The following is a 24,949-nucleotide window of genomic DNA, read 5'->3' on the forward strand; positions in this document are numbered from 1 at the left end:
ATTTAAAGCTTCTTCAAGTAAACTAAAATATGTTACTATACTTATAGCATTGCCCGGGTTTACAACTAGCTTGTTGTTTTTTTAGCAACGTTGCTCAATTTCAATATTTCCTGAGAATTGATAACCTGTTGTATGGCTTAAAATATTATTAAGACTAATAGCATTTTTAGGTATGGTAATTTGAATTTTTCATCAAAATCTCAACTTTCTTGATCTACCATTAATGCAATTGCCGTTGCTGAAACAGCTTTTGAAACCGATGCTAAAGGAAATAAAGTTTTATCCATAAATAACTCCACTATTACCTTTCTGATTTCCAAACGTTGTTTTATAAATAACTTCACCTTTGTATAAAATTGCAATTGCTCCTCCTTGTAATTCAAGCTTTTTAGTTTTTGCGGTCATTATACTCATGTCTATGCCAAAACTGTACGATGTGATAATAGTAACATTATACTAAAAAATAGGATAAGCTTTTTATTCATATGGCGATATTATTTATTGATTCTATGTCATTCCTGCGAAAGCAGGAATCCAGCTTTCTAAACAAATTATATACTAATTAACCGCTATTGCCTTTTCTTTATCTTTTAGTAGCAAGCTCTAATAAATATTTGTTATCTAAAGCTTCAATAATTTGCTCATATAATTCAGCTGGAATTAGATAAGCAGTCGGTTTATTATGATTTAATACTCACCACTTGCCTTATCCAATAATGCAGTAGGGCTTTTTTTAAATTCTGATATACTAACTGCTAGATTTGCATAAATATGTTCCATTATTGACTCCAAGTAAACGAAGAAAGTTATACGAAGATCAACTTGGAAAAGAGCAAGGAGTCTACAAGACTAGGAGCGGAGCGTATCCTTAATACGTGGCTACCTGCGAACTTATTTAGACGACGTAGCCAGTTTTTTTAAGTTCATTGAGGATACCTATAATTAATACTAATTATAGGCTATCATTTTATCTTTATCAAGAAAATCACCTTAAATCGCCGATATTCTCTAAAAACAACCTAGCTCGATGCGATGCCGGTTTATTAAAAAAATCCTCGGCAGGTTGATTTGCTAAAATCTGTCCTTGATCCATAAAAATAACACGATCCGCTATTAATTTTGCAAACTTCAAATGGTGCGTAACCACTACCATGCTCATTTGATCTTTTAATAAATTTATATTCTCTATAACATCTTTAATATTTTCAGGATCGAGTGCCGAAGTCGGTTCATCAAATAACAAAATTTTCGGCTTCATCATTAAAGCCCTTGCTATTGCGGTGCGTTGCTTTTGCCCTCCTGATAGGCTTGCCGGATATGAGTCAAATTTTTGCGTTAGCTTAAATTTTGCAAGCAATTCCTTTGCCATAGAAATTGCCTGTTCTTTTGGCAAATTTAAAACATTTACCGGCGTATAGATTAGGTTTTCTCCTACCGTTAAATGCGGGAATAGATTAAAATTTTGAAAAACCATACCAACTTTTAAAAGAAGCTTTCTTCTATTTTTAAGCAGTAGCTTCTTCCCGTCTACCAAAAAAGTACCGCTACTTGGTTCTTCTAAATTATTTAAAATTCTAAGCAGAGTAGTTTTACCGCTTCCCGAAGGACCGATTATTACAGTAGTTTCCTTAGTAGTAAAACTTAAATCAATATTCTTAATTGCGTAATTCTTGCCATAACGCTTACAAACTTTTTCTAAAATAATCATAAACTAAACCGTAAATTTATAACCGTCATAAAGCGGCTTAACGTTATTTGGAAGCATTTTCGTAATCTCATGATAATCTATCGTGTGTCTCATATTGGTTAATAATATCTGCTCAGGTTTATATTTTTCACGCCATTCTAGAACTTTATCAAGCCCTGTATGATTCGGATTTGATTTATAATCCATACAATCTAATATCCATATTTTTATATCTTTTAAAAATTTATCTGATTCAGGAGGAAAATCGATTAAATCGGACGAATAAACGAAATCACCTATACGTAAGCCCAAGCTATCTATAGGACCGTGATGCTGTCTAAAAAATTGTATTTCGATAGTATTAATCTTAATTTTATCAAAAAAACTAACAGATTGAGTTGTGAACAGTCGCCCAAGCTTAAATAACTTATTGTTAAATAGATAATCAAATTTTGTATGGAGCTTTGCCGTACTATCGTGATCTGTATAGATTTCAAATGGCTTGCCTTGCATAAAAGTAAATACTCGTAAATCATCGATGCCGTTAACGTGATCGGAATGATAATGTGTTAATATAGCACAATCGAGCTTATTTATCTTTTCTCGTAATAGTTGATTTCTAATATCAAAACCGAAATCAACTAATATTTGACTATTTTCATCGTTAATATATATTGCTGATCTAGTCCTTTTATTGTACTTTGAAGGAGATGTGCAAGTACTACAATCGCACCCGATCACCGGTACGCCTATAGATGCTCCACACCCAAGTATTGTTACTTGTAACATAAATATTTAAAATAATGTTTGAAGTTTTTTATAATTTTTGCGGCTTAAATCAAGAAATATTCTTATTTTTGAATAAAATTACTAATATCGGCTTTATACCTTATTTTTTTAAAATAATTTCGTTTTGTTTTAATATCGCTAATTTCGCTTTAATATATATTTTATACTGTATATATTTTTATATTCAATTAAAGAAAACCAAAAATGATAAGAAGCGGCAAAATAAATTCTGGCACAATTATAATAAGTTAGTTGAAATCGGTATAATATACGGGGTATTCGGTTTAATTTTTACCGCTCTTAAATTTTCAGTTAATTTCCCTCGCCCTTATTGCAGTCTTCCTGTAGATAGTTTCATGACCATAATAAATACTGCAAACGAAAGATGCTTTTCAAGCTTTCCAAGCAGCCACGCAGCTTTTAGCGTGTTAGTAACGTATTTTGCTTGGAATTATATAAAATTACCATTAAAAATCTTAATGATTTGTGTTATTATGTTCGTATCTTTATCTCGCATAAGCCTTGCTATGCATTACCCAAGTGATATAATCTACGGCATTATTATTACATTTATAACAATACTGATAGGTAAGTTAATTTATCGCATCTTTGCAAATCATATAATAAGAAAGATCGGGGATTTTCTATTAATGAGGCAGTAATTAAGAAAAAACATATAAAAAACTTGTTTTTTAATCTTGAAAGTTTTTAATATGCACGCTACAATGTAGCTACATTATTGAAAGAAGATTTTTATGTCTGCTGATTCTATTGTGCGAGCCCGTATTAATGAAGACGTGAAAGAAGAAGCAGCTTTAGTGCTTGCTGCTATGGGACTTACTTTATCTGATGCTGTTCGTATGCTGTTATTTCGTGTTGCTCGTGAAAAAGCATTGCCGTTTGAGCCACTTATCCCAAATGATGAAACAATTAAAGCTATGAAAGCTGCAAGAAGCGGCAAATTAGTTCATGTTGGTAATATCAATAATTTGTTATCTGATTTAAATGAGAACAATTAAACGTACTGCACAGTTTAAACGTGGAATAAATTTGGATGATATTTTACTGAAAGCAGTTAGATACTTAGTTGCTGATATAACATGACCTATACATATGAGAGATCATGCCTTTATAGGTAATTGGAAAGATTGTAGAGATTGTCATATTAAACCGGATTTAGTATTAATTTATAGAAAACCCGATGCTGACACATTGGAGTTAATAAAATTAGGTTCACACAGTACACTTGGTTTTTAATTATTTTGAAATGAACCGGGAACGAGTTCGCCCAAAAACCATCTAACCATCCATAGTACTGGACAGTTTTTGAAAAGCGTTTGATGTCGCTCCTAGCTAAAAACGAGAATGACATCAAAAAACAAACAAACATTATGCTACTATACCGAAAATACTTTATAAAAAATATCTTACCGCTGCTTATAGTCGTTACTTTTTCAGTGACTAGTATAGTATGGATAACGCAAATATTAAAACTTTTATATTTATTTGATAAAGGTATAAAAGTTATGGACTTCTTCAGTTTAATAGTTTTAGTACTTCCTACTTTATTATTTATTCTGTTACCGGTAATAATGGTTATTACCGTGATCTATATCTATAATAATTTAAAAGTCGAGCGACAATTAATTATATTACAAGCTTCAGGAGTTAATAATGTACAGCTAGCACTGCCTGCTTTATATGTCGCATTAATAGTTATGCTACTTGCTTATTATATATCTTCTAACATCCTGCCGTTATCTCATATAAACTTAAAATCACGTTTAAACTTTATAAAGAATAATTATATCTCAAGTATGATTGAAGAGAAAACTTTTAATAAAGTAACGAAAGATATCACTGTTTTTATAGATAAAAAATCAGCAGGAAATATTATGAACGGCGTAATAATATTTGATAATCGCAACGCTGATAACCCATCAGTAGTATTTGCGGGTTCAGGTACTCTTAATATATATGATAATAGCCCGATTTTTGAACTTAATAAAGGCATAAGACAAGAATATGACGTAAACGGTAATTTAACTCAGTTAACTTTCGATTCTTTAATGATAAAACTGCAAAATGATAATCCTTTAGTATCGCAAAGAACTAAACATAATAAAGAAGCAAACGAATATTATATAAGCGAATTACTTGCCCCTCCTCATGATTTAGCTATTACTAAAAAAATTAAATTAATTGCTGAAGCACATCAAAGAATAATTTGGCCTTTATACAATTTTGTATTACCTTTTGTAGCACTTGCAGTTTTTTTGAGATATCCTTATAGCAAAAAAACAACTTTTATGCCGGTATTATTTTCTGCCTTAACAGTATTGCTAGTTACTTCAATTCATTTTATATTACAAAATTTTGCTTCAAAAAATCTAGATTTTATTTTTGCTTGTTATTTCAATTTGGTTATTGCTTTAACGATCGGATTATATTTATTTGTACGTAAAAGAATATAAATTTATTAGACTACTTTATTCCAAGCTCCACGAGGATTTTGAGTAAAACAATCTATTTTGTTTTCCTGTCCGGTAAATTTATTTATTTTAACTGTTAATTCTTTTAAATCTTCCGGTAAATCAGTTATTATAATTATCCTTTTGAAAACTCTTATATACTCTTTTGCTTGTAAAATTTTTCCTATATCTGTAGGCGAAATAATAACAAGCACACTAGCATTATTAGGATTTTGTAACTCATCAGTAATATAAATCGGCTGTTTTTCAGGCTGCGGGTCAAGTTTACTACCGTGAGGTATAAATTGCTTACGTGAATAAGTCCAAAGATTTTTATTGAGCATTTCTTGTTGATCTGCATCTGCAGTTAATATCACGCTTTTAAGATCAGAGTGATAGCATTTTTCTATCAGAAGCAATATCGATTTTAGAAGCAATTCATCGCTTGTTTGATAAATACTAAATTGCTGCATAAAAATTTTATGTTATTTTTTATGAGAAAATTTAAGTGGTACGGATGAAGGGACTTGAACCCCCACGCCTCACGGCACAAGAACCTAAATCTTGCATGTCTACCAGTTCCATCACATCCGCGTATGGTAATGCCATTCCTGTAAAAGGGTGGCCTTGTTGCATGGGTTCTATGTCATTCCTGCCTCTGCGGGAATGACATCAAAGTATTTCCATCAAAAAGTTATAATACACATCATATAATTTTTGTAAATCGCTAATTTTTGTGTATTCGTTTATTTTATGTGCCGTTTCGGATAATAAACCAAACTCTACTAACGGACAATAATTTTTGACGAATCTTGCATCCGACGTACCGCCGCTTGTAGAGAATTCAGGCTTTATTTTAAGCGTATGCTCTACTACTTTAGCAAATTCTTTTATTTTATCGCTAGGGTTCTGAATAAAACTTTCAGCAGAACTACTATATTCTAACTTATAATCTACTTTATATTCTTTACAATGCTGTTTAATAATTTCTTCTACCTGTTTTGCTAAAGTTTCTGCACTATGTAAATTATTAAAACGTATATTGAAAGATGCTTCCGTACTTGCCGGAATTACGTTTGAAGTATTATTACTGACCTCGATATTCGTTACTTCAAGATTTGAACGTTGAAAAAATTCAGTACCTTCATCAAGTTTTATATTTGTTAACTCATTCAATATTATTATTAAGCAAGGCAATGGGTTATTTGCTTTATGAGGATAAGCTACATGCCCGCTTAAGCCTTCTATATTTAATTTAAAGTTAACACTTCCTCTTCTACCAATCTTAATTGCATCGCCTATTTCTTTTTCACAAGTAGGTTCACCGACAATAGCAAAATTTATCTTATATCCTTGATCATAAATATATTGCAGCATTTCTTTAGTACCATGCTTTGCTTTTCCCTCTTCATCACTAGTAAGTAAGAAACTAATGGAACCTTTAAAATCGGTATTATTTTTTATAAAATCTAAACTGGCAGCTAGAAAGCACGCTATAGCCCCTTTCATATCCACCGCACCTCTGCCATATATCTTACCATCTTGCTGGCTAACTTTAAATGGACTTGCATTATGCCAAAGCTCATGATTGCCTGCCAACACTACATCTACATGACCAACAAAGCAAATATTAGGCTCATTACTACCGAAAACAGCATAAAGATTAGTGACTTGCTCACTTTTAGAATCACCGAATATTTTTATTTCGGTCTTAAAGCCGTGCTGTTTAAGCAAATCATTAATATACTCAATAGCCCCATCGCTCTTAGGAGTTACAGACTTAAAACCAATCAAATCTTTTAAGTAGTTAATGTACATCAATTATTGCCAAAGAGAATTTAATGTGGTTTTTAGTTTGTTTTCAAATTGTTTTATATAGTTTTTAAGGTTGTCAATCTTACTTTGATTATTATCAAGCTCTGTTACCATTTTTTGCTGTTCTTCAAGAGGCGGGATAGGAATTTGTAAATCCTCTAAATCTTTCAAATAAACGTGAGGTTGACCTGATCCAACTTGCTTTTGGTATATTATATTTTGCTGAGATTTTAAAATATAATATAGATATTTAGTTAACAATAGTTTTTCATTAATTGAATAGATTACGTTACAATCTGAAGTCCACATTGGTGAATTATGATACCAAATATATCCAGCATATGCTCCCGATGAAGAAATAGTGATTATGTTACCGTTAAAATTATATTGATTATGTGAATAAGGACTAACCCGACCAGATGCTATTACTGGAATATCCCCCTTAATTGCAGTATTAATGTTAATCATTTTACCTTTTTTACCTACTATTAATGTTGTATACTCCTTATGCTCAAGAGATAAAATATTACTTTTTAATTTATTGATAACGATATCGCCAAATTTAACAATTTCCCATTGTTTATTTATTTCAAAATAAGGATGCCAATTATCTATTATCTGTTTTGCCCCCTCTATTATCTTTTGATAGCTATTCAATTCTTCAATAATTTTCTGTTGTTTTTCTAGAGACAGAAGAGGAATATAAATTGAGTTTATATGTTCTCTATTTAAACCAGGCTGAGCACCTTTATTATAAGCTAAGTTCTTATTAAATTTGATTTTGAATTATATCGCTATTTAAACAATAAAATAAATAAGATTGATGTATAATATTCGGTTTCCCTCTAAAAATATAAACATGTTCATTAACCATTACTTCTATTTGCGGTAAAATTTTATCATCTACAAAACACACTTTACCCGTTAATGCTCCGTCTTTACACATTAAAATATCATTGTTTTTCACCAACCCTTTTTAGCTATTTGATAAAAATCGAGATCTATAAAAGGAATTTTAGATAAATTTAATTTCCTCGCCTGTTTAAATCATTTATACCGACAATTTTTCTTTTTTTATTGTCTAGACGTAACGCCGATATTCTTAACCTCATAAAACCAATATTCTTTTTGATTATTCGGTTTATGTACATCGATAAAATAAAGTATTGACGTTTTTACTCCTGTATAAGGTAAAAAAGTACCTTGCGGTAGAGAGATAACGAGTTGCAGCTTTGCTTTTGATAGTAAAAATTGACGAACAGCAGCGGTGTCTTTTCTGAATAAGAACCCTTCAGGTACTACCAATGCCATTCTACCACCCTCTTTTAAATTTTGCAGGCAATGCAAAACACAAGCAGCATCACCGTTATTTTTTGCAATGCCGTTATTAAAAAGAGAAGTTATATGATTTTCTGTTATAGTTTTGCCGTTTTTGCTAGTTTTTTTAGTGATAGTTTGAGAAAATGGCAATTAGTAACAATTACATCAAACTTTAACTGCTGATCAGTTAAGGGTTTAACATCATTAGGTTTCTCAAGACTATTTATTTGCTGAATTCCGCTATGTCCGTCACCATGCAAAATCATATTCATCTTAGCGATTCTAGCGGTTTTGGTTAACTCTCACCCATATAATATATTAAATCTTAATTTTTCTAAATCTTCATCGGTATTAATTATATTATTTTCTTTGATATAATTAAAAGCTTCAGTTAAGAACCCACCGGTACCGAAAAAGGATCATAAATTGTTTCTTTAAATTTAGGATCAACCAAATTAATAATGGTTTTAACGATATTTCTCGGTGTAAAATATTCGCCTAAATCATTTTTCCGTTGATATAGTTTTTTCTAAGAAATACTCGAATACGTTGCCTTTTATATCTGTATCTATCGTAGATATAAAATAAGAGGATCAATTGCATCAATAATGTGGCGGAGAGTAATGTAATTGCCTAGAGAAATAGGCGTAAAAACATCACCACCGTATTTATTCTTAATTTGTTCTATAACATAGCTATTAATGTAACCGATAATATCATCGTTTGATTGTGCTTTGATATTATTCCACCAAGATTTTTCGTTGTTTTCACTTAATAATTTTAAGAATAATATATTTGCAAATTCGCTAAATCTTTCTATTTCTGCTCGGAGCCCTTCATTTCTTAAAAGATTATTCAAGTTTTTAAATATCGATATTAATTCTTCACGTGATACTTTAATTTCTTTCGGTATAGTTCAAACTTCATTACTGCTTGCTTCTAAAAAAGCAGATAATAATTCTTTTTCATGTAGTAATTCCCTTACTTCATCACCGATTTAATATAAGCTCTTTATTATTAGCAACAAAACGAGCTTCGCAGTAAGTTCCATTCATTGCGAACACTATAGATACATCAAGCAATTTTGCATATTCCGTTGCTTGATCTAAAGCTTGCCTTAAATCCACTCCTGCTTTTTTGCTTCTATTATTGCAATAGGTTTATTATTATTACTTTCATATAAGATATGATCAGGTCTTTTTCCGTTTAATCTTGTCTGTTCTGTTTTTGATTTTGGTTTTTGGAAATAAACATTCTTTTTAGTATCATTATCTATATGCCATCCCTTATTTACAAGGTTATTGCTGATAATCCATTCAATCCATTCGGTTTGCTGTTCTGCTAACATAAGAATTGCTTAGATATTTTTTGTAATTAATAATTATATCTTCTTACACTTATTATACAAGCTTATAAAAGTACAAAAAACAACTTTTATAGAGTTAGTTAATGACGGTCTCATGACTTTCTTCTTTTTATTAATAGGTTTAGAGATGAAATTTCACCTAGTAGAAGGTGAACATAAAAATAAAAAAACTAATATTACCTGCAGCGGCAGCCCTTGGAGGTGTGGTAATTCTAATATACATGTTTTTTAATTACGATAAACCAGGATTAATAAAAGGATGGGCTATTCCTATCGCAACTGATACTGCTTTTGTCCTTTTGTATTTTATCTTTTTTCAGCCGACATATATCTTTAGAATTACGAGCTTTTATTATAGGTTTTTCATTAATTGACGATGCTTTTGCGTTAATTATGCTAGCTTTGTTTTATACTAAAACAATCAATACTCCGGCATTATTAATTTCCTCTATAATTATATTCATCTTGTTTATATTGAATTATCGATAAGTTAAACAATTATTTTATTATATAATTTTAGGTTTATTATTATGGATTAGTATGGTGGAGTCAGGTATTCACGATACCTTATGCAGAGCCATTATAGCACTTTTTATACCTGTTAATATAAAAGGAGAATTTAACACTTCTTTTAAAAAACTTGAAAACTTAACTCGTCCTTTTGTAAATTACTTTATTTTACCGCTTTTTGTATTTATGAATTCCGGTATCCTTTTAGAATATTTTGCATTTAAAGGCATTTGTTCCAACTCAATACTTGCTTTAATTTATGGGATAATATTTGGTTTATTTGTAGGTAAGCAATTAGGTATTATGCTATTTTCATATCCATTTGTAAAATTTAAACTCTGTAACTTACCAAGTGATACTTCATGGTTAAAATTTTATTCTATAGCTATACTTGGAGGGATTGGATTTACTCTAAGTTTATTTATAGGTAGTATTTTACGTTTGAGAGCAGCTGCCCTTCAAACTCTATAAGAGCTGCAGTAATAATAGGCTCTTTAATTTCTGCATTATTTGGCGTAGCCGTTCTAAAATATTGTACTGGAAAAGAGTAAAGAAGCAAATTAAACGAGTATACTCATTAAATAACGATGATAGGATTTTAATAACACATCATATTTTTGTTTGGAAAAAACAGGATATGGTACTATATAGATATTATTAGAAGAAGGAATCGCTTTTTCAAGCTTATTTAGCATAAAAGGCATATTATAATTATGCTCTACTAAAATTATTGAAGTAAGATTGTAAGTTACAATAAAATCAACCACTTTCTTAATATTATCCTCTTCAGACATTATTTTATTCGGAGCAAATATTACCTGCTGTTCTATAACATTACGTTCCTTTAACAAAATTTTTAATTGCTCTGTAGATTCTATACCAGTAATAAATAATATAGGTGCATAACCTGCCTTAAGCCAAGCAATACCGGTTTCAATTTTATGTCCTCCTCCTGCAAATACTATTATTGCATTAGTGGTATTACTATTAAGCTTATAAGAATTTATTAAATATAAATAATAACCAAAACCACCGACCCAAAGAGCAAAAATTGTGAGTAAAAATTTTCTGATCATTTAAATATTTTATTAAATTCAGTTTGAATAATTTTATCAAATTCAGACATTTCAACATGAATCCCTAACTGATTTAAAGATGTTACTAAAGAATTTTCAAGTCCACAAGGAATAATCCCACTAAACTTACTTAAATCTGTTGAAATATTTATGGCTACACCGTGATATGTAACCCATTTTCTTACTCTAACACCTATTGCAGCAATTTTAGCAAATTCATCTTTCCTTACTTTTACCCAAATTCCTACTTTATCTTTAATAATATATGCTTTAATTCCAAAATAATTTAAGCTATTTATAATCCATTCTTCAAGCATTTTTATATATAGCTTTAAATCTTTGTGTCGATTTGGTGAAGCTAAATTAAGAATTGGATAAATAACACGCTGACCCGGTCCATGAAAAGTAAATTTACCGCCACGTCCTGTGTAAATTACCGGAATATCACCATAATTTAATAATTCTTCTTGTTTATAATTAGTACCGGCTGTATATACTTCCGAATGTTCAACTAAATAAATAATTTCCGGCTTATGATCACTAATTACTTTGTTAACGTAATCTTCCATTAATTTCAAAGTAACTTGATAATCCGCAAAATCCGGTATAGTTATAAATCTTATCATATTAATTCAGATTTATATTTCAATATTAATGCATCTAAAATTGCTATGGTTTCAGCATCCAAATCGCCCGAAAAATTACTAGGACGAAAATGCATTTGAAACGAAATTATAATATCTTTCATTTTAGAGTCTAAAATTTCGGTAACTTCAAGTTTATAACCGTATGTAATAAATTTTTGCTGAATTACTGCAATATCGGTTATGTCGACTTGCGGCAATAGATCGTTAAACACCTGTTCATCATACCAAGCTCCAATATCGTTATCATATAATAGTTTCCAAGGAAATAGCGGGCCAGGGTCCTGTTTTCTACCTGGAGCAATATCAGAATGCCCAACTACTCTAGTAGGTTTAATATCATATCTAGCAATAATCTGTTTACACAAACTTATAACACTATTAATTTGCCTTTCCGAATAGGGTAGCCAAACTATATCATTGTTTTTTGCATTTACTTCAAAAGCAGGATTTACGATTTCAATACCGATTGATGTATCATTAATACGCTCATGACCTTGCCAGTAACTTACTCCAGCATGCCATGCTCTATCACGCTCTTCTACTAATTGAAATATATGTTCAGGGTTTTCATTGTTTATTAAATAATGGCTACTTAACTTTTCACCGGTTAGAAAATCTAAAGACTGCTTAAAATCACACTGTGTATAATGTAGCACTAGGAATTTAATACGTTTATCAAATCCCACAGCTCTATAAGATGTTTTATCGATTACTATCATATATAAAAACTTTAAAGGATGTCACTATTGTATGTTTTTTTCTATATAATTCTTGTGAAAGCTTGCTTGCATGGATCGGTAAATCGTCATTGCGAGAAGAATTACACAGTAATTCGACGAAGCAATTTCAGGAAGTGTGTTATTATTTCATGAGATTACCACGCAGCCTACGGCTGCTCGCAATGACGATTTGGTATCTATATAAAGATAGTCCCAGTATGACAAGAAAAATTTTGATGGTGCCGGATATCGGATTTGAACTGATGACCTACCGCTTACAAGGCGGTTGCTCTACCACTGAGCTAATCCGGCATATTAATATGATTATAGAGAAGAGATATGTGCTGCCATACCCGTGGCTTGACCACAATATCTAGAAAAATAACTTGTAATAGTCAAATTTACTAAATCCCGCAATCAAATAGCGGGAGATGACAGGGGCTGAATTGATCCACACAGTCAATGCCTGCTCGCAATGACGAAAATACACTATAAACTAAGCTTCTTTAGCTTCCTTTTTACTTAGTCTAGCTTTGCGGTTTTTTGCTTTCACTTCCATTTCCTTTTTAACTTTCTCAGGAAGAGTAACACCCGCTTGCTCAATAAATTTTGCGACTCGCTCAGTTGGTTTAGCACCGGTGCCAAGCCAATATTCTATACGATCTTTTTTTAAAACAACACGCTCACTATTATCTGAAGCAAGCATTGGATCATAAGTTCCGACTTTTTCTAAAAAGTCACCGTCACGAGGTGCTGTTGCGTTAGCTACTACTACACGGTAAAAAGGACGCTTTTTAGCACCGCCTCTAGCTAAACGAATTTTTACTGCCATATTATATTACTTACAATTATTTTATTTTTTCTTCTTTAAAAAGAACATGTTTTCTAACTACTTTATCATACTTACGAAAAGAAAGCTTCTCGGTTTGGGTCTTCGGATTACGTTTCTTTACCCAAAAAACACCTGTGCCGGCAGTACTTACTAGCCTTACCAAAACATTTTTATTTTTCTTTGCCATTAGCTGACACCTTAAATCAAGATATTATTTTATTATTCTAAGAAAAGCAGAATAAAACGAAATTGAAAAATAGTCAAGTAAAAACTAGGTATTGCAAAATAAAGAGAGATAAGTCATTGCGAGCGACTAATAAGGAGCGTGGCAATCTAGTTTTAATTTCCCAAGATTGCCGCACTCCTTGCAGTTGTTCGCAATGACGCCAATTTTTCAAATTAAACGAGTTACCGTCCAAATAAGCGTTCGATATCCTTAAGCTTCAACTCAATATAAGTAGGTCTACCGTGATTACATTGACCTGAAAGCGGCGTATTTTCCATTTGACGCAGTAAGGCATTCATTTCATCTGCCGATAATTTTCGTCCTGCTCTAATAGAGTAATGACAGGCATAAGTTTCCGTTACATGCTCGATTAACTCTGTCAAAGCTATATTCTTGCCAAAATCCGATAAATGATCGGCGAGATCCTGAATTAACTTTTGTACGTTTACATCTCCAAGGATATTTGGAATTTCAGTTACTATAATAGATTTTTCGCCGAATTTTTCTAGAGTTAAACCAAGTTTATATAGTTTTTCTCTATGGTCATATAAACAATCTGCTTTTTTTTCATTTGGCAGTTCTACTATCTCAGGGATAAGCAAACGCTGTTTGATTAACTCTTCCGTTTTAAGGTAATCTTTTATTTTTTCATACCCTAAACGTTCGTGTGCTGCATGTTGGTCGGTAATCACTATACTATCTTCGGTTTGTGAAATAATATAAGTCGTATGAAGTTGTGCTTTAGCTGCCCCAAGTTTATATTGTTTACGGGTTTGCTGTTCATGTTCTATACGATTTTCTACTTCTTGTTCTATTTTAGCATGTGATAATGTATCGATTAATTTTTGACAAACATGATTTTGAGGAACTGTATTAAGTGTAGAATGAGTAGTAGGTCTATAATCTGCCGATTTACTATTAACATTTATAACTTTACTTACTGGCGATTGTTTGTTAACTAAAGGATTTTTAAATAACTCAAGAACATCAGAGGCGATAGTAGTAGAAGTAACATGGCTTTTATTTGTTAAAGCATTTTTAATTGCTTCTATTAATAAGTTTCGCACATAATTTGGGTCATGAAACCTAACCTCTGCTTTTGCCGGATGTACGTTAACGTCAACAAGTTGCGGATCGATTTGTAAGAATATAGCACATATCGGATAACGATCACGAGCTAAATAATCTTGATATGCTACCCTTAAAGCTACCTGTAATAATTTATCTTTTACTGGTCTATTATTAATAAATAAAAACTGATCTTCACTTGAAGCTCTATTATATGTCGGGCTACTAGTATAGCCGCAAATAGAGAAATCAGGTGTTTTGAAGTCTATATAAGCAGCGTTTTTTATAAAATCATCACCTATTACATCAATTATACGCTGTTTTAGGTTAGTTTCAGCATCTTTATTTTGTCCCTTTAGTTTTAATAAATTCTTGCCGTCATGTGTTAAACTAAAAGAAATTTTAGGATGTGCTAGAGCGATTTTCTTAACCACATCTACAGTTGCTGTAAGCTCTGTTTTATCGGCTCTAAGAAATTTTAAACGTGCAGGTGTTGCAAAAAATAAATCACGTATCTCTATTTTAGTACCTTCATTATGAACAGAAATAGTAACTTGTTTTTCATTGCCGCCGATTAACTTAATCTGAAATGCTTTGTCGGCATCTCGTTTTTTAGAAGTAATTAGCATTTTGCTAATAGCAGCAATAGACGGCAGTGCTTCACCCCTAAAACCAAAAGTATTAATATTTAGAAAATCGCTTTCATCAAACTTAGAAGTTGTATGACGTTCAACAGCAATTTCTAATTCCTTATCAGTCATACCGATACCGTCATCGGAAATAATGATTAGATTTTTACCGGCACGTTCTAAAATAATATCTATTTTAGTACTACTTGCATCAACAGCATTTTCAACTAATTCCTTTACTACCGATGCGGGCCTTTCTATAACCTCACCGGCAGCAATTCGGTTGATAGTACTTTCTGACAGAAATTTTATAGTCATTTTGTTACTAGTTTAAATTTCTTACTACAATATGGGCAGATAACTTCTTTTTTTTTTTTATCTATCTCTAAATAAACTTTCGGATGGTCATATGGAGGTTCTTTGCCCTGGCAAGATACAGATGCATCAACGCTATTAACAATTTCCATAGATTTATACATTATTTCTTTAAGTGTAATCTAATATAAGTTACTTTTAAATAAAAGACAAATATTACTTGATTAAATATGTCATCCCGTGACTTGATCAGCTTTGTTGCAACGTAAGTAATTGACGAAGCAATCTAGTGCCAAAGTTCTGAGATTGCCACGCAGCCTATGGCTCTGCTCGCAATGACGATTTAGCTGGCTGGTACAAGCCACGGTATGACAGTACATATTTTATAAGGAGATAAAAATGAAAGACAAAGTAGCAGTTATTACCGGTTCTACTAGCGGTATCGGGCTTGAGATAGCAAAACATTTTGCAAAAACGGTTTTGCAAAAGAAGATGAAGTAGCCACAATTTCAGCAGAATTGAAAGAACTTGGGGCAAGGGCTGTATTTTATCAAGGAATAAATTTGGAAAAACCTGATGAAATTCATTCTATGTTTGAGAGGATAATAAAAGAATTCGGTAAAATAGACATATTAGTAAATAATGCAGGTATTCAGCATGTTGCTCCTATCGATGAATTTCCTGAAGATAAATGGGAGCAAATTTTGCGTATAGATTAATAGCATCTTTCTATACTACAAAATACGCAATACAGATTATGAAAAAACGGCTTCAGGTGAATTGTTAATATCGCTTCCGCTCATGCATATGTCGCATCACCTTTCAAGTCGGCATATGTAGCAGTAAAGTATGGTATCCTTGGACTTACCAAAACCGTTGCTTTAGAAGTGGCTGAGAATAATACAGTTAATGCTATCTGTCCCGGTTACGTCAACACACCATTAGTAAGGAATCAAATAGCAGATACTGCTAAAGCTAGACATATCAGTGAAGAATCAGCGTTAAATGTAATCCTTAAATCTCAAGCTACGAAAAAATTTTTAGAAGCTGATGAAATAGCAAACTTAGTAATATTCTTATGTGACAAAAAAGCATCATCAATAACAGGTAGTGGACTCTTGATAGATGGCGGCTGGATGGCACAGTAGTTTTTAATTCTTAATATTTATTATTTATTGAGAAATAACTAACAATAAAAACTTCTTGCAAAAATTTAATTTACTCCTTTACATTTGAAATAAACCACAATTTATTCAAGGAGGAATTTATGCCAGAAAAAAACATCTACATTTTCAAACTAAAGAAACTGACTTAAATAGAGTAAAATGCCAAATTAATTCATTTTAAAGATGAACTGGGCAGCCCCATAGATGGGCAATTAGTTATAGGAGAAGTTGAAGAAGTAAAAGAAAAAGAATTTTCTAGACCCATAGAAGTTGAGGTAAAGCGTAATTTGGGTAAGTTTAAAAAAGCTCTAGCCTATCTTGGAATTATTAAAAATACGAAAAAAGTAGTAAGCAAAGAAGAGAAAATTATAGACACCCATGAATTAGGCAATTTTACTAATGATAGAGAACTTTTTAAACAATCTAGATTTCTATGAAGAAAAACTTTACGCATATGATCTTAGTGGTACAAAAGTTGGAGAAGTAGGTGATTTTGGTAAAGATGGTAAATTCTTAGATTTAGAAGGTAAAGCTTTACAAAATCAAAATCAGTTTATACAAAAAGGTAGCGGAGTTTACCATTTAAGTATTGCTACAAACGTAAAATATTTTGATAAAGATTGAAGTATTAAGACTTCAAAAGGTGTTACGAATATTAACACAAAGCCCGTAAAAAGTGCTCTTAAAGGTAGCAGAGAAGCTGCAAAAATAGGAAAAAAACTACGAAAACAACAAGAAGAACAGAAATTTGCAGGAATTAAAAAGCCAAAAGGAGCTAAACTTACAAAAGTAGGAATTCCGGTACCACTAGAGGATAACTAGGTTATAAGTGCTTGACCATTATAACGTGTATATTATAATAATTATGACCAAATTAATATGTACGTTATAATAGTCATAATAAATTATGACTATTATTTAGCCTTTTGCATGTCTAATGCTTGTATTTGAGCTTGTGTCTCAAAGTCATTTGGCTCTAATTCTAATGCTTTGTTGTATGATTCAAGAGATAAATCGTATTTGCCTAATTTTTCCAAAGTAAGGCCTTTATTAAGATGTGCTTTATAATCATTGATATTTAATTTAAGTGCTGCATCATTTTAATGCTAAATAAACTATTCCTTTATTCACGTAAGCTCTAAAATCATCAGGATTAAGCTGTATTGTTTTATTATACATTTTAACAGCTAAATCATATTTTTGAAGCCTACTCAAAATTGTTCCTATATTATATATATGTCAGAATAATCTAAATCGTCATCATGCCTATATGTGAGTGCTCTATCATATGCCTCAAGAGCTACTTCGTAATTTCCAAGTTCATCGAATAATTTACTCTTATTAAAATAAGCATCGGAATAATTAGGATCAATTTCAATTGCTTTATTGTATGCTTCAAGTGCTAGTTCGTATTTTTCAAGCTTTCTTAATATTTCTGCTTTATTGTTATAAGCATAAGGATGACTTGGATCTACTTCGATTGCCTTATTATAAGCTTCTAAAGCTAAATCGTATTTTCCCAACTGAATTTAATACCGCTCCTTTATTACGATAAGCCTGAAAATGATTAGAGTTTAGTGCAATTGCTTTGTTATAAACTTCAAGGGCCAACTCATATTTTTCAGGAAATCTAAGTCCCAGTATTCTTAGTCTAAATCCATATCCAATATATGCATCATTCGGATTTTGTTTTATAGCTTTATCACATTCTGCTAATTCTTTTTCAAAATCATTTGCAATTGATTCAGGTTGTTTATTAAACAAGAACTTATAACCACATAATATTATAAATTACACTTTATAAATTATGTAACTTGTCTATAATAACTAATTAGTAATTAAGTTATTTAAAGCTCGATGAATAATAGGTCTAAGTTCATTTTTTTATCTGCTATTTCAGGTAATGTACTCGAATATTATGACTTTACGGTATATTCAGTTTTTTCGCTGATTATTGGACAAGTTTTTTTTCCAGGCGAATCAGAATTCATTAGAATTCTTCTAAGCCTTGGAGTATTTGCGGTTGGCTTTCTGACAAGACCGATAGGAGGCATATTATTCGGTTATATCGGTGATAGATACGGTAGACGTATCGCTTTAATAATCTCGATGCTAGGTATGACTATTCCGACCTTTATTATGGGTCTCATACCCTCATATGCAAGTATTGGGATTTATGCCCCTATAACTCTAGTTATAATGCGGCTTATTCAAGGTTTATGTATTAGCGGTGAAGGAACGGGAGCGGCTATTTTTATCCTTGAACATCGTCAAAATTTAAGACCGGGTTTTACAGCAGGTTTAGTACATGGTTCAAATATCGCCGGTACCTTAATTGCAACATTTATCGGTATTATAATAGAACGTTATTTCTCTCATATAGATTTTGCTTGGCGTTTTGCTTTTCTGCTTGGCGGATTTATGGGTCTTGCAGGATTTTACTTGCGATTGCGCGTATCGGAAACACCGATTTTTAAAATGCTTGAGAAAAAGAAACAAGTTCTTAAAGCACCTTTTTCCAATGTAATTAGAACTGCTTGGAGATCGATGTTTTTAACTATGTGTATAGGTGCTATCGCTAGCAGCGTTATGTATTTAGTAAAAACATATATAAATGTTTTCTATTATAATGTAATGCATCTTAGTAATACTATTGCTTTATCATATTTAGCGTATAGTTCGTTTATTGCGATGATAGCGATGCCGCTTGCCGGCGGTACTGCCGATATTATCGGAAAATTTAAAATGGCAATACTTGTTGGTGTTGCTATCTTGATATTGATTTTACCGACCATGTTACTTATGTCGACAGAAGAGATGTGGCAACAAATTATAGCTCTTACAATGCTTGGTATGCTCGCAGGAAGCATAGCAGGTACAGCTTATATACTCGTTATATCCTTGTTTACGGCAGAACAAAGATTTACCGGTGTTGCTTTCAGCTACAATTTTGCAATAGCGATATTCGGCGGAACTTCACCTATTATTTCTCGTTGGCTTGTAGAGCGCACAGGCTTATTTTATGCTCCGGCTTTTTATATTATGATCATTGCTGCCGTATTTTTAGTGATTATGTATATGATGAGGAAAGTAATTAAATCGTTGCTTAATAATTATGAACATAGAAAATAAAGAAATAACGAGTAGTTGGTTTACTAATTTACGTGATTTATTGTGCAAAGAATTTGAAAAAATTGAAGAAGAATATGCACAAACCAAAGGTTTAAAACCGGCTAAGTTTGTACGCTCAAGCTGGCAACGTAACGGCGGCGGTGGCGGTGTCATGTCTCTCATGAAAGGAGCAGTATTTGAAAAAGTCGGGGTTAATATATCTACCGTATTTGGTAAAATTTCTCCCGAATTCCGCAACGAAATTCCAGGAGCAGAGCTAGACGGGAAATTCTTTGCAACAGGCATTTCATTAGTCGCACATCTTAAATCGCCGCTAATTCCCGCTATGCATTTTAATACTCGTTATATAGAAACTTCTAAAAGTTGGTTTGGCGGCGGTGGCGATTTAACACCTTTTTATCCGGAAAAAAATGAAACTGTAAAGTTTCATGCAGCTTTTAAAGAAGCATGCGATAAGTATGATTCTAGCTATTATCCTAAATTCAAAAAGCAATGTGATGAATATTTTTATCTAAAGCATAGAAAAGAGCCGAGAGGAGTAGGCGGAATATTCTATGATTACTTAAATAACGGTAATTTTGAACAGGATTTTGCCTTTACACAGGACGTAGGTAAGGCTTTGTTGTCGGTATATCCTGAAATCGTTAGAAGTAAGTTATTTTTACCTTGGACAGCTGAGCAGAAAGAATACCAGCTTATAAGGCGAGGTAGATATGTAGAATTTAATTTGCTATATGACCGTGGTACTAAATTCGGCTTAATGACCGATGGAAATGTCGAAGCAATATTAATGTCATTGCCACCTGAAGTAAAGTTTAATTGACTTTTTTAAAATCATAACCGGAATGGCAAAATGCTATTTCGGTGTGTTGAAACTTCTGTCAAAAATGAGAGTATTTTCCACAAAACCAATGCAATCTTTGGTTTATAGTGAAATGCATTGAATTAGGTGATATTTAAGAAATATTTTATTTTTTTAAGGATATAGCGAATGCCAACCCATTTACGATATGAGATATATTATTTAAACATTAAAAAATGTCACCTAATTCAATGCATTTCACTATAACAAAATTTTTTACTTTGTAAGTTTAGGCGGTAAATAATGTTCTGTTGAGATTACTTTTTTACCAGTTTTATTTTCCAAGGCCGTTTTAGCGTTTTTAACTATACTTCCTCCTATTTTACCTGCAACCTTATTTTCTTCCATTCCTGTTGCATTATTAGTTTCTACTACCTGACGAGTAGATAATTCAGCAGTAAAAATTAATTCTGCTTCATTCATGTAATCACGTAAATTTTGCCCTTTATATTTTTGTGTTCTTTAAGTTATACCAGCCCATTCTTGATAAATAATATTAGTTAATATAGCAAATTCATTCTCTTTTGTTACTTCATGGTTTTTCCAGTAATCAGTTAATTTATTTCGTGTTTTCTGCCCCATCATACGTTGTTGAATCCATTTCTCGCTACGACCGTGTCGTTTCCAATTATCCCTTGCTCTATCAATTGACTTTTCCGGATCAGAAATTTCTTGAATCCTTTCATAACCGACTTTAGCAAGCCATTGTTTAAACGGTTCTGCCTTTGGAGACGGAATAGATTGTATAATACGAAGTAATAACTCTGTATTTGCACAGTCTGTTATATATTTTTTTCCATCTGTGGCAGTTAATTTCAGTCCGTGACAGTTTGTCATGACCTCACTTTTTTCTTCGTTTAACCTTTGTTTTAGTTTTCTTCAATAAGCTCCAGGGTCACTACTATCAGTTAATGCTCCTACTACGTCGACTACTGAAAACCACCATTTGTTATTATGCAAAATTCTTCTAATGGTTTTATCTTTAAAGATTACTAACTTATTAAGTTTATCGCTATTATTCATAATGTTCCATATTATTTTTTATGAATTATAGATATTCTAAATAAATTTTACATTAGAAATAAAAAATCTTTTAGATAAATAAATTATTAGGTTAAAATAAGTTATAGATTGACTTTTAAAGGAAGTTAGGTATAAGCTTTAACTGAAATAGTAAAACACTATCTCGGGGTTTAGCAATCTCTACCAAAAGTCAGCTATAATAGGAATGTCCAGAGCTTAAAAGCAATGCTTTAGTTTAATTAATCGGGAGTAACTACATATCCAACCAAACTAATAAGAGCCTACCTGAACTCGTAGCAGAGTTTACTTCAAAAGAAAATATTGACGAAACACAATCTTAGAAGTTTGTTATTATTTCCTGTTCGCAATGACGATATATCTTTAACAATCCCTTTTCAAATAACAAAGAGTATACTAGTCAAATGGTTTCACTATAACCATAATCACTGCAACAATCATGCAAATAGCCGGAATCTCATTAACTATGCGATAAAATTTTTCTGAATGGACATTTTTACCATTTGCAAAATCTTTTCGCCATCTTGCAAGTAAACCGTGAAATATCACTAAAATTAATACTGCAAACATTTTGATGTGAAACCAAGTATCAAGAGCAACAAACCCGTAAATATGAGCATTTATTAAACCAAAAATAAATGTGCTAATCATTGCTGGATTCATAATGAATCTGAGTAATTTTAGTTCCATTACTTGTAAAGTACTATCTAGCTCACTACCTATTTTAGCTTTGATATGATAAACATATATTCTAGGTAAATAAAGAAGCCCTGCCATCCAACATATAGCAGATATCAGATGAAATGACTTAAACCATAGATAGTAACTTGCCATTCTTTTCCTTATTAACTTGTTAATTTACACAAACATTTAGTAAATTCGTTTGGACATATTCTTGTACTAGAGCTACTCATAACTAAATTAGTATCAACCTTATTAATAAATCGTAGCAATATATTTGTCAAACTATTAATAAAAATTTTATTTGTTCCAAGTGTCGGAATTCGGATATATTGAATTTCATATTTATCTGCGATTAATTTATATTCAATATCAAGCTCTACTAGTGTTTCAACATGCTCGGATACAAAGGATATAGGTACGATAATTATGTCTTTTTTTAACTTTCCTGCTAGCTCTATTTCGTCTTCCGTATTCGGTTTTAACCACTCTATAGGTCCTACTCTACTTTGATAAGTTATCTTATAATCTAGATCTTTTATATTTAATTCTTTAACTATTGCTTGTACTGTTTCTTTTATCTGAAAACTATAAGGATCGCCTGCTTTTATTATTTTTTCGGGTAACCCGTGAGCAGAAAATAATATACGAAAATTTTTATCGTATAGTTTTTCTTTAATTAATGAAACATGGGCTTTTATAAAATCTTTTTCTAGAGGATAACAGCAAATTGTTTTAATTGGAATATCAATATCAAGGTTTTGTAAAAAATTTTTAACCGATGATCCTGTCGTAGTACTTGAAAATTGAGAATATAGAGGCAATAATATTATTTCGCTTGGATTATATTTTTTTATTTGACCTATTACTTCTTTAGCAAACGGTGCTGAATACCTCATATTTATAAAAATAGCGAAATCTTCTTTTATAAGTTGCTTTAGCTTTTCGGTTAGTGCTAATTTCTGCTCCTCTGTTTCCTGAAGTAAAGAAGATTTACCACCGATTAAAGAATAAATTTTTTGAGATTTTTTCTCTCTAGTAATAGAAATTATTTTAGCGATAATATAACGCAAAGGATTTGGTAGATTAATTATAGCTTTGTCATAGAATAGATTAAATAGAAAAGGCTTCACTGATTTAAGGTTTTTTGGACCGCCTAAATTAAAAAGTACTATTGCTATTCTTTTCTTCATATAACCTAACATATTCTGTCAAAAATTCTACATTTTCCGTAGGTGTTTCAGGCAAAATACCATGTCCTAAATTAAAGATAAAATTCTTTCCTTTCATTACCTGAAGAATTTTATAAGTTTTTTCTTTAATAATTTCTTTATTAGTTAATAATACAACCGGATCTAAATTACCTTGTACTATTACTTTATCACTCCACTCTTTCATTTTTTCAAGAGGGACCATTTGATCTACGGCTAAAACATCTATCGGTACTTCTTTTATAAATTTTTCGTACAATAATCCTGCTCCTTTAGGAAAAGCAATTATAGGAGTTTTTGGAAAAACTTCTTTTACTTTTAGTATAATCTTTTTTGTCGGCTCTATTACAAATTCAGTAAATTCCTCTTCTGCAAGTACTCCTGACCATGAATCAAAAAGCTTTAAAACATCTGCTCCAGATTTTGCTTGATTTATAAGATGATCAGCTGTTTTTTCCGTAATAAAATTTAATAATTCTTCAGCAAGTATTTTATTTTCATATATGAATTTTTTGCTCGTTTTAAAATCCTGTTTTCCTTTTCCTTCTAGCATGTAACTCATCACTGTCCAAGGACTACCTGCAAATCCTATTAAAGAAATGGGGGATGGTAATTCTTTTTTTACTTTTTTTATTATTTCATAAACCTTTTCTAATTTATAATTCGGATTGATTTGCAGATATTTAAAATCTTCTTGTGATTTGAATTGCTTTAATATAGGCCCTATATTTTCTTTAAAATCCACTTCCCATCCAAGAGCATGAGGTAAAACTAATATATCGGAAAAAATAATAGCTGCATCAAATCCATAACGTTTTATCGGTTGTAAGGTTACTTCTGTTGCTTTGCTAACATCATAACAAAAATCTAGAAAATTTTTTGTTGTTTCTCTTACTTTTTTATATTCCGGCAAATATCTACCTGCTTGACGCATAAACCAAATAGGTACTTTATTATTATTTCCTTTTAACGGATTTATAATTTGCTTCATACTATTACTAAAAATATTAAAATAATAAATATATTTATTATTTGTTGTTTATGTAAATAGAATTATGTAGATTAAATGTTTTAAACGGAGTTATCAACAAAATTTTCATTAAAAGTTTCTCAAAAATATAGGTATTTTTAATTGTTATTCACATAAGTTTGTAATGAATTTATACAAGTGGATAATTAAGTGTAAAATTCATTTATAGCTTAGAAAAGACTATTTTTTCAAAGAAAAATGATATTTATTCACAATTTTATCCACAAACTATTTATTTAAAAGAAAATACACTAGATTTACTTGATTTAATAAGGATTTGAGGAAATTTTTAATAGGTTTTAATAGGAAAAATAATAAGTTATTAAAAAACTGATCCACAATTACATGTGTAAAGT

Annotated in this window: 30 protein-coding genes, 2 tRNA genes and 8 pseudogenes; 10 read left to right on the forward strand and 30 right to left on the reverse strand. The window is 31.3% G+C overall.

Annotated features, from left to right (window positions below; translation table 11 throughout):
* Nucleotides 1-200: 200 nt before the first annotated feature.
* The 4 genes and pseudogenes from RC_RS09515 to RC_RS06665 form a co-directional block, all read right to left on the reverse strand.
* Nucleotides 201-362, reverse strand: a complete 162-nt coding sequence (locus RC_RS09515; RefSeq protein WP_162009631.1) for a beta-lactamase family protein — start codon at nt 360-362, stop codon at nt 201-203.
* 196 nt (nt 363-558) lie between these two features.
* Nucleotides 559-780 (reverse strand): annotated as a pseudogene (locus tag RC_RS11125) (type II toxin-antitoxin system Phd/YefM family antitoxin).
* A gap of 205 nt (nt 781-985) precedes the next feature.
* Complete coding sequence (locus RC_RS06660) at nt 986-1,708, reverse strand: amino acid ABC transporter ATP-binding protein (RefSeq protein ID WP_010977895.1); 723 nt, start codon at nt 1,706-1,708, stop codon at nt 986-988.
* Nucleotides 1,709-1,711: 3 nt separating this feature from the next.
* The gene (locus RC_RS06665; RefSeq protein ID WP_010977896.1) at nt 1,712-2,476 is read right to left on the reverse strand and encodes an MBL fold metallo-hydrolase; all 765 of its coding nucleotides are present in this window, start codon (nt 2,474-2,476) and stop codon (nt 1,712-1,714) included.
* 14 nt (nt 2,477-2,490) lie between these two features.
* On the opposite strand from RC_RS06665, the gene RC_RS06670 reads away from it, so the two are divergent.
* From RC_RS06670 to RC_RS06685, 4 genes and pseudogenes are all read left to right on the forward strand, one after another.
* Entirely contained in the window at nt 2,491-3,138 is a 648-nt protein-coding gene (locus RC_RS06670; RefSeq protein WP_010977897.1) for a phosphatase PAP2 family protein, read from the forward strand.
* 93 nt (nt 3,139-3,231) lie between these two features.
* Nucleotides 3,232-3,495 (forward strand): type II toxin-antitoxin system RelB/DinJ family antitoxin, encoded by a 264-nt coding sequence (locus tag RC_RS06675; protein ID WP_010977898.1) that lies wholly within the window; start codon nt 3,232-3,234, stop codon nt 3,493-3,495.
* Nucleotides 3,482-3,733: pseudogene (locus RC_RS11130) on the forward strand (type II toxin-antitoxin system YafQ family toxin). Before RC_RS06675 ends, RC_RS11130 begins: the two are co-directional and overlap by 14 nt.
* Before the next feature lie 134 nt (nt 3,734-3,867).
* A complete protein-coding gene (locus tag RC_RS06685; RefSeq protein ID WP_014411160.1) occupies nt 3,868-4,950 on the forward strand; it encodes an LptF/LptG family permease in 1,083 nt (360 codons plus the stop codon).
* A gap of 5 nt (nt 4,951-4,955) precedes the next feature.
* On the opposite strand, the gene RC_RS06690 is transcribed toward RC_RS06685, so the two are convergent.
* The 9 genes and pseudogenes from RC_RS06690 to RC_RS06730 all read right to left on the reverse strand — a co-directional run bounded on the left by RC_RS06690 (nt 4,956) and on the right by RC_RS06730 (nt 9,430).
* On the reverse strand, nt 4,956-5,420 hold the full coding sequence (locus tag RC_RS06690) for a DNA polymerase III subunit chi (protein WP_004997101.1): 465 nt from the start codon (nt 5,418-5,420) through the stop codon (nt 4,956-4,958).
* 36 nt (nt 5,421-5,456) lie between these two features.
* Nucleotides 5,457-5,541, reverse strand: a tRNA-Leu gene (locus tag RC_RS06695).
* A gap of 78 nt (nt 5,542-5,619) precedes the next feature.
* The gene (gene dapE, locus RC_RS06700) at nt 5,620-6,765 is read right to left on the reverse strand and encodes a succinyl-diaminopimelate desuccinylase (protein WP_012720113.1); all 1,146 of its coding nucleotides are present in this window, start codon (nt 6,763-6,765) and stop codon (nt 5,620-5,622) included.
* Nucleotides 6,766-6,768: 3 nt separating this feature from the next.
* Nucleotides 6,769-7,419 (reverse strand): restriction endonuclease subunit S, encoded by a 651-nt coding sequence (locus tag RC_RS08195; protein WP_010977901.1) that lies wholly within the window; start codon nt 7,417-7,419, stop codon nt 6,769-6,771.
* A gap of 112 nt (nt 7,420-7,531) precedes the next feature.
* Nucleotides 7,532-7,729, reverse strand: coding sequence for a hypothetical protein (locus RC_RS06710; protein ID WP_012720115.1), 198 nt, complete (start codon nt 7,727-7,729; stop codon nt 7,532-7,534).
* A gap of 107 nt (nt 7,730-7,836) precedes the next feature.
* Nucleotides 7,837-8,354 (reverse strand): annotated as a pseudogene (locus RC_RS06715) (class I SAM-dependent DNA methyltransferase).
* Nucleotides 8,355-8,473: 119 nt separating this feature from the next.
* Nucleotides 8,474-8,557 carry a hypothetical protein gene (locus RC_RS10915; protein ID WP_080582477.1) on the reverse strand — a complete coding sequence of 28 codons (84 nt, stop codon included), beginning with the start codon at nt 8,555-8,557 and terminating at the stop codon, nt 8,474-8,476.
* A 93-nt stretch (nt 8,558-8,650) separates the two neighbouring features.
* Nucleotides 8,651-8,941: a hypothetical protein gene (locus RC_RS06720; protein WP_010977905.1), complete on the reverse strand. Its 291-nt coding sequence runs from the start codon at nt 8,939-8,941 to the stop codon at nt 8,651-8,653.
* 258 nt (nt 8,942-9,199) lie between these two features.
* The gene (locus RC_RS06730; protein ID WP_010977906.1) at nt 9,200-9,430 is read right to left on the reverse strand and encodes a hypothetical protein; all 231 of its coding nucleotides are present in this window, start codon (nt 9,428-9,430) and stop codon (nt 9,200-9,202) included.
* A gap of 112 nt (nt 9,431-9,542) precedes the next feature.
* Here RC_RS06730 and RC_RS10920 point away from each other — a divergent pair.
* Nucleotides 9,543-9,684: pseudogene (locus RC_RS10920) on the forward strand (Na+/H+ antiporter NhaA); the annotation flags it as partial.
* Nucleotides 9,658-10,429, forward strand: a pseudogene (locus RC_RS09995) (Na+/H+ antiporter NhaA). The pseudogenes RC_RS10920 and RC_RS09995, both read left to right, overlap by 27 nt.
* Before the next feature lie 89 nt (nt 10,430-10,518).
* Here the strand turns inward: RC_RS09995 and RC_RS06745 are convergent.
* The 8 genes from RC_RS06745 to RC_RS08230 all read right to left on the reverse strand — a co-directional run bounded on the left by RC_RS06745 (nt 10,519) and on the right by RC_RS08230 (nt 15,622).
* Nucleotides 10,519-11,034 (reverse strand): YdcF family protein, encoded by a 516-nt coding sequence (locus tag RC_RS06745; RefSeq protein ID WP_010977909.1) that lies wholly within the window; start codon nt 11,032-11,034, stop codon nt 10,519-10,521.
* Nucleotides 11,031-11,660 (reverse strand): lipoyl(octanoyl) transferase LipB, encoded by a 630-nt coding sequence (gene lipB, locus RC_RS06750; protein ID WP_010977910.1) that lies wholly within the window; start codon nt 11,658-11,660, stop codon nt 11,031-11,033. The genes RC_RS06745 and lipB overlap by 4 nt, the downstream gene beginning before the upstream one ends.
* Entirely contained in the window at nt 11,657-12,400 is a 744-nt protein-coding gene (locus RC_RS06755) for an N-acetylmuramoyl-L-alanine amidase (RefSeq protein WP_010977911.1), read from the reverse strand. The genes lipB and RC_RS06755 overlap by 4 nt, the downstream gene beginning before the upstream one ends.
* Nucleotides 12,401-12,637: 237 nt before the next feature.
* A tRNA-Thr gene (locus tag RC_RS06760) sits at nt 12,638-12,712 on the reverse strand.
* A 184-nt stretch (nt 12,713-12,896) separates the two neighbouring features.
* The gene (gene rpsP / locus RC_RS06765) at nt 12,897-13,232 is read right to left on the reverse strand and encodes a 30S ribosomal protein S16 (protein ID WP_004997078.1); all 336 of its coding nucleotides are present in this window, start codon (nt 13,230-13,232) and stop codon (nt 12,897-12,899) included.
* 16 nt (nt 13,233-13,248) lie between these two features.
* On the reverse strand, nt 13,249-13,419 hold the full coding sequence (gene rpmG / locus RC_RS06770; RefSeq protein ID WP_004997072.1) for a 50S ribosomal protein L33: 171 nt from the start codon (nt 13,417-13,419) through the stop codon (nt 13,249-13,251).
* A 221-nt stretch (nt 13,420-13,640) separates the two neighbouring features.
* The gene (gene mutL, locus RC_RS06775; protein WP_010977912.1) at nt 13,641-15,473 is read right to left on the reverse strand and encodes a DNA mismatch repair endonuclease MutL; all 1,833 of its coding nucleotides are present in this window, start codon (nt 15,471-15,473) and stop codon (nt 13,641-13,643) included.
* Nucleotides 15,470-15,622: a zinc-finger domain-containing protein gene (locus RC_RS08230; RefSeq protein ID WP_014411169.1), complete on the reverse strand. Its 153-nt coding sequence runs from the start codon at nt 15,620-15,622 to the stop codon at nt 15,470-15,472. Before RC_RS08230 ends, mutL begins: the two co-directional genes overlap by 4 nt.
* A 366-nt stretch (nt 15,623-15,988) precedes the next feature.
* Here RC_RS08230 and RC_RS10620 point away from each other — a divergent pair.
* Nucleotides 15,989-16,618, forward strand: a pseudogene (locus RC_RS10620) (SDR family oxidoreductase).
* A gap of 417 nt (nt 16,619-17,035) precedes the next feature.
* Nucleotides 17,036-17,260, forward strand: a complete 225-nt coding sequence (locus RC_RS06790; protein ID WP_010977916.1) for a hypothetical protein — start codon at nt 17,036-17,038, stop codon at nt 17,258-17,260.
* A gap of 290 nt (nt 17,261-17,550) precedes the next feature.
* Here RC_RS06790 and RC_RS08235 read toward each other — a convergent pair whose 3' ends face one another.
* The 3 genes and pseudogenes from RC_RS08235 to RC_RS11340 form a co-directional block, all read right to left on the reverse strand.
* Nucleotides 17,551-17,712 carry a tetratricopeptide repeat protein gene (locus tag RC_RS08235; RefSeq protein ID WP_071597823.1) on the reverse strand — a complete coding sequence of 54 codons (162 nt, stop codon included), beginning with the start codon at nt 17,710-17,712 and terminating at the stop codon, nt 17,551-17,553.
* 19 nt (nt 17,713-17,731) lie between these two features.
* On the reverse strand, nt 17,732-17,851 hold the full coding sequence (locus RC_RS10625) for a tetratricopeptide repeat protein (RefSeq protein ID WP_016830578.1): 120 nt from the start codon (nt 17,849-17,851) through the stop codon (nt 17,732-17,734).
* A gap of 8 nt (nt 17,852-17,859) precedes the next feature.
* Nucleotides 17,860-18,400, reverse strand: a pseudogene (locus RC_RS11340) (tetratricopeptide repeat protein).
* Between the two features lie 93 nt (nt 18,401-18,493).
* Between RC_RS11340 and RC_RS06805 the strand changes: the two are divergent.
* Together RC_RS06805 and hemF are read left to right on the forward strand one after the other, a co-directional pair.
* Nucleotides 18,494-19,768 carry an MFS transporter gene (locus RC_RS06805; protein ID WP_010977919.1) on the forward strand — a complete coding sequence of 425 codons (1,275 nt, stop codon included), beginning with the start codon at nt 18,494-18,496 and terminating at the stop codon, nt 19,766-19,768.
* Nucleotides 19,752-20,591: an oxygen-dependent coproporphyrinogen oxidase gene (hemF, locus tag RC_RS06810; RefSeq protein WP_004997036.1), complete on the forward strand. Its 840-nt coding sequence runs from the start codon at nt 19,752-19,754 to the stop codon at nt 20,589-20,591. The genes RC_RS06805 and hemF overlap by 17 nt, the downstream gene beginning before the upstream one ends.
* A 255-nt stretch (nt 20,592-20,846) precedes the next feature.
* Here hemF and RC_RS10640 read toward each other — a convergent pair whose 3' ends face one another.
* The 6 genes and pseudogenes from RC_RS10640 to hemE all read right to left on the reverse strand — a co-directional run bounded on the left by RC_RS10640 (nt 20,847) and on the right by hemE (nt 24,554).
* Nucleotides 20,847-21,053, reverse strand: coding sequence for a hypothetical protein (locus RC_RS10640; protein WP_010977920.1), 207 nt, complete (start codon nt 21,051-21,053; stop codon nt 20,847-20,849).
* A 39-nt stretch (nt 21,054-21,092) separates the two neighbouring features.
* Nucleotides 21,093-21,491, reverse strand: a pseudogene (locus RC_RS10645) (BRO family protein); the annotation flags it as partial.
* A gap of 18 nt (nt 21,492-21,509) precedes the next feature.
* Entirely contained in the window at nt 21,510-21,653 is a 144-nt protein-coding gene (locus RC_RS10650) for a hypothetical protein (protein ID WP_016830581.1), read from the reverse strand.
* A 414-nt stretch (nt 21,654-22,067) separates the two neighbouring features.
* On the reverse strand, nt 22,068-22,505 hold the full coding sequence (gene hemJ, locus RC_RS06830; protein ID WP_010977922.1) for a protoporphyrinogen oxidase HemJ: 438 nt from the start codon (nt 22,503-22,505) through the stop codon (nt 22,068-22,070).
* Nucleotides 22,506-22,516: 11 nt separating this feature from the next.
* Nucleotides 22,517-23,557, reverse strand: coding sequence for a ferrochelatase (hemH, locus tag RC_RS06835; protein ID WP_010977923.1), 1,041 nt, complete (start codon nt 23,555-23,557; stop codon nt 22,517-22,519).
* Nucleotides 23,514-24,554: a uroporphyrinogen decarboxylase gene (hemE, locus tag RC_RS06840; protein ID WP_004997025.1), complete on the reverse strand. Its 1,041-nt coding sequence runs from the start codon at nt 24,552-24,554 to the stop codon at nt 23,514-23,516. The genes hemH and hemE overlap by 44 nt, the downstream gene beginning before the upstream one ends.
* Nucleotides 24,555-24,949: the final 395 nt, after the last annotated feature.

The organism is Rickettsia conorii str. Malish 7 (assembly GCF_000007025.1).
In the GTDB taxonomy this organism is placed as follows: Bacteria; Pseudomonadota; Alphaproteobacteria; order Rickettsiales; family Rickettsiaceae; genus Rickettsia; species Rickettsia rickettsii.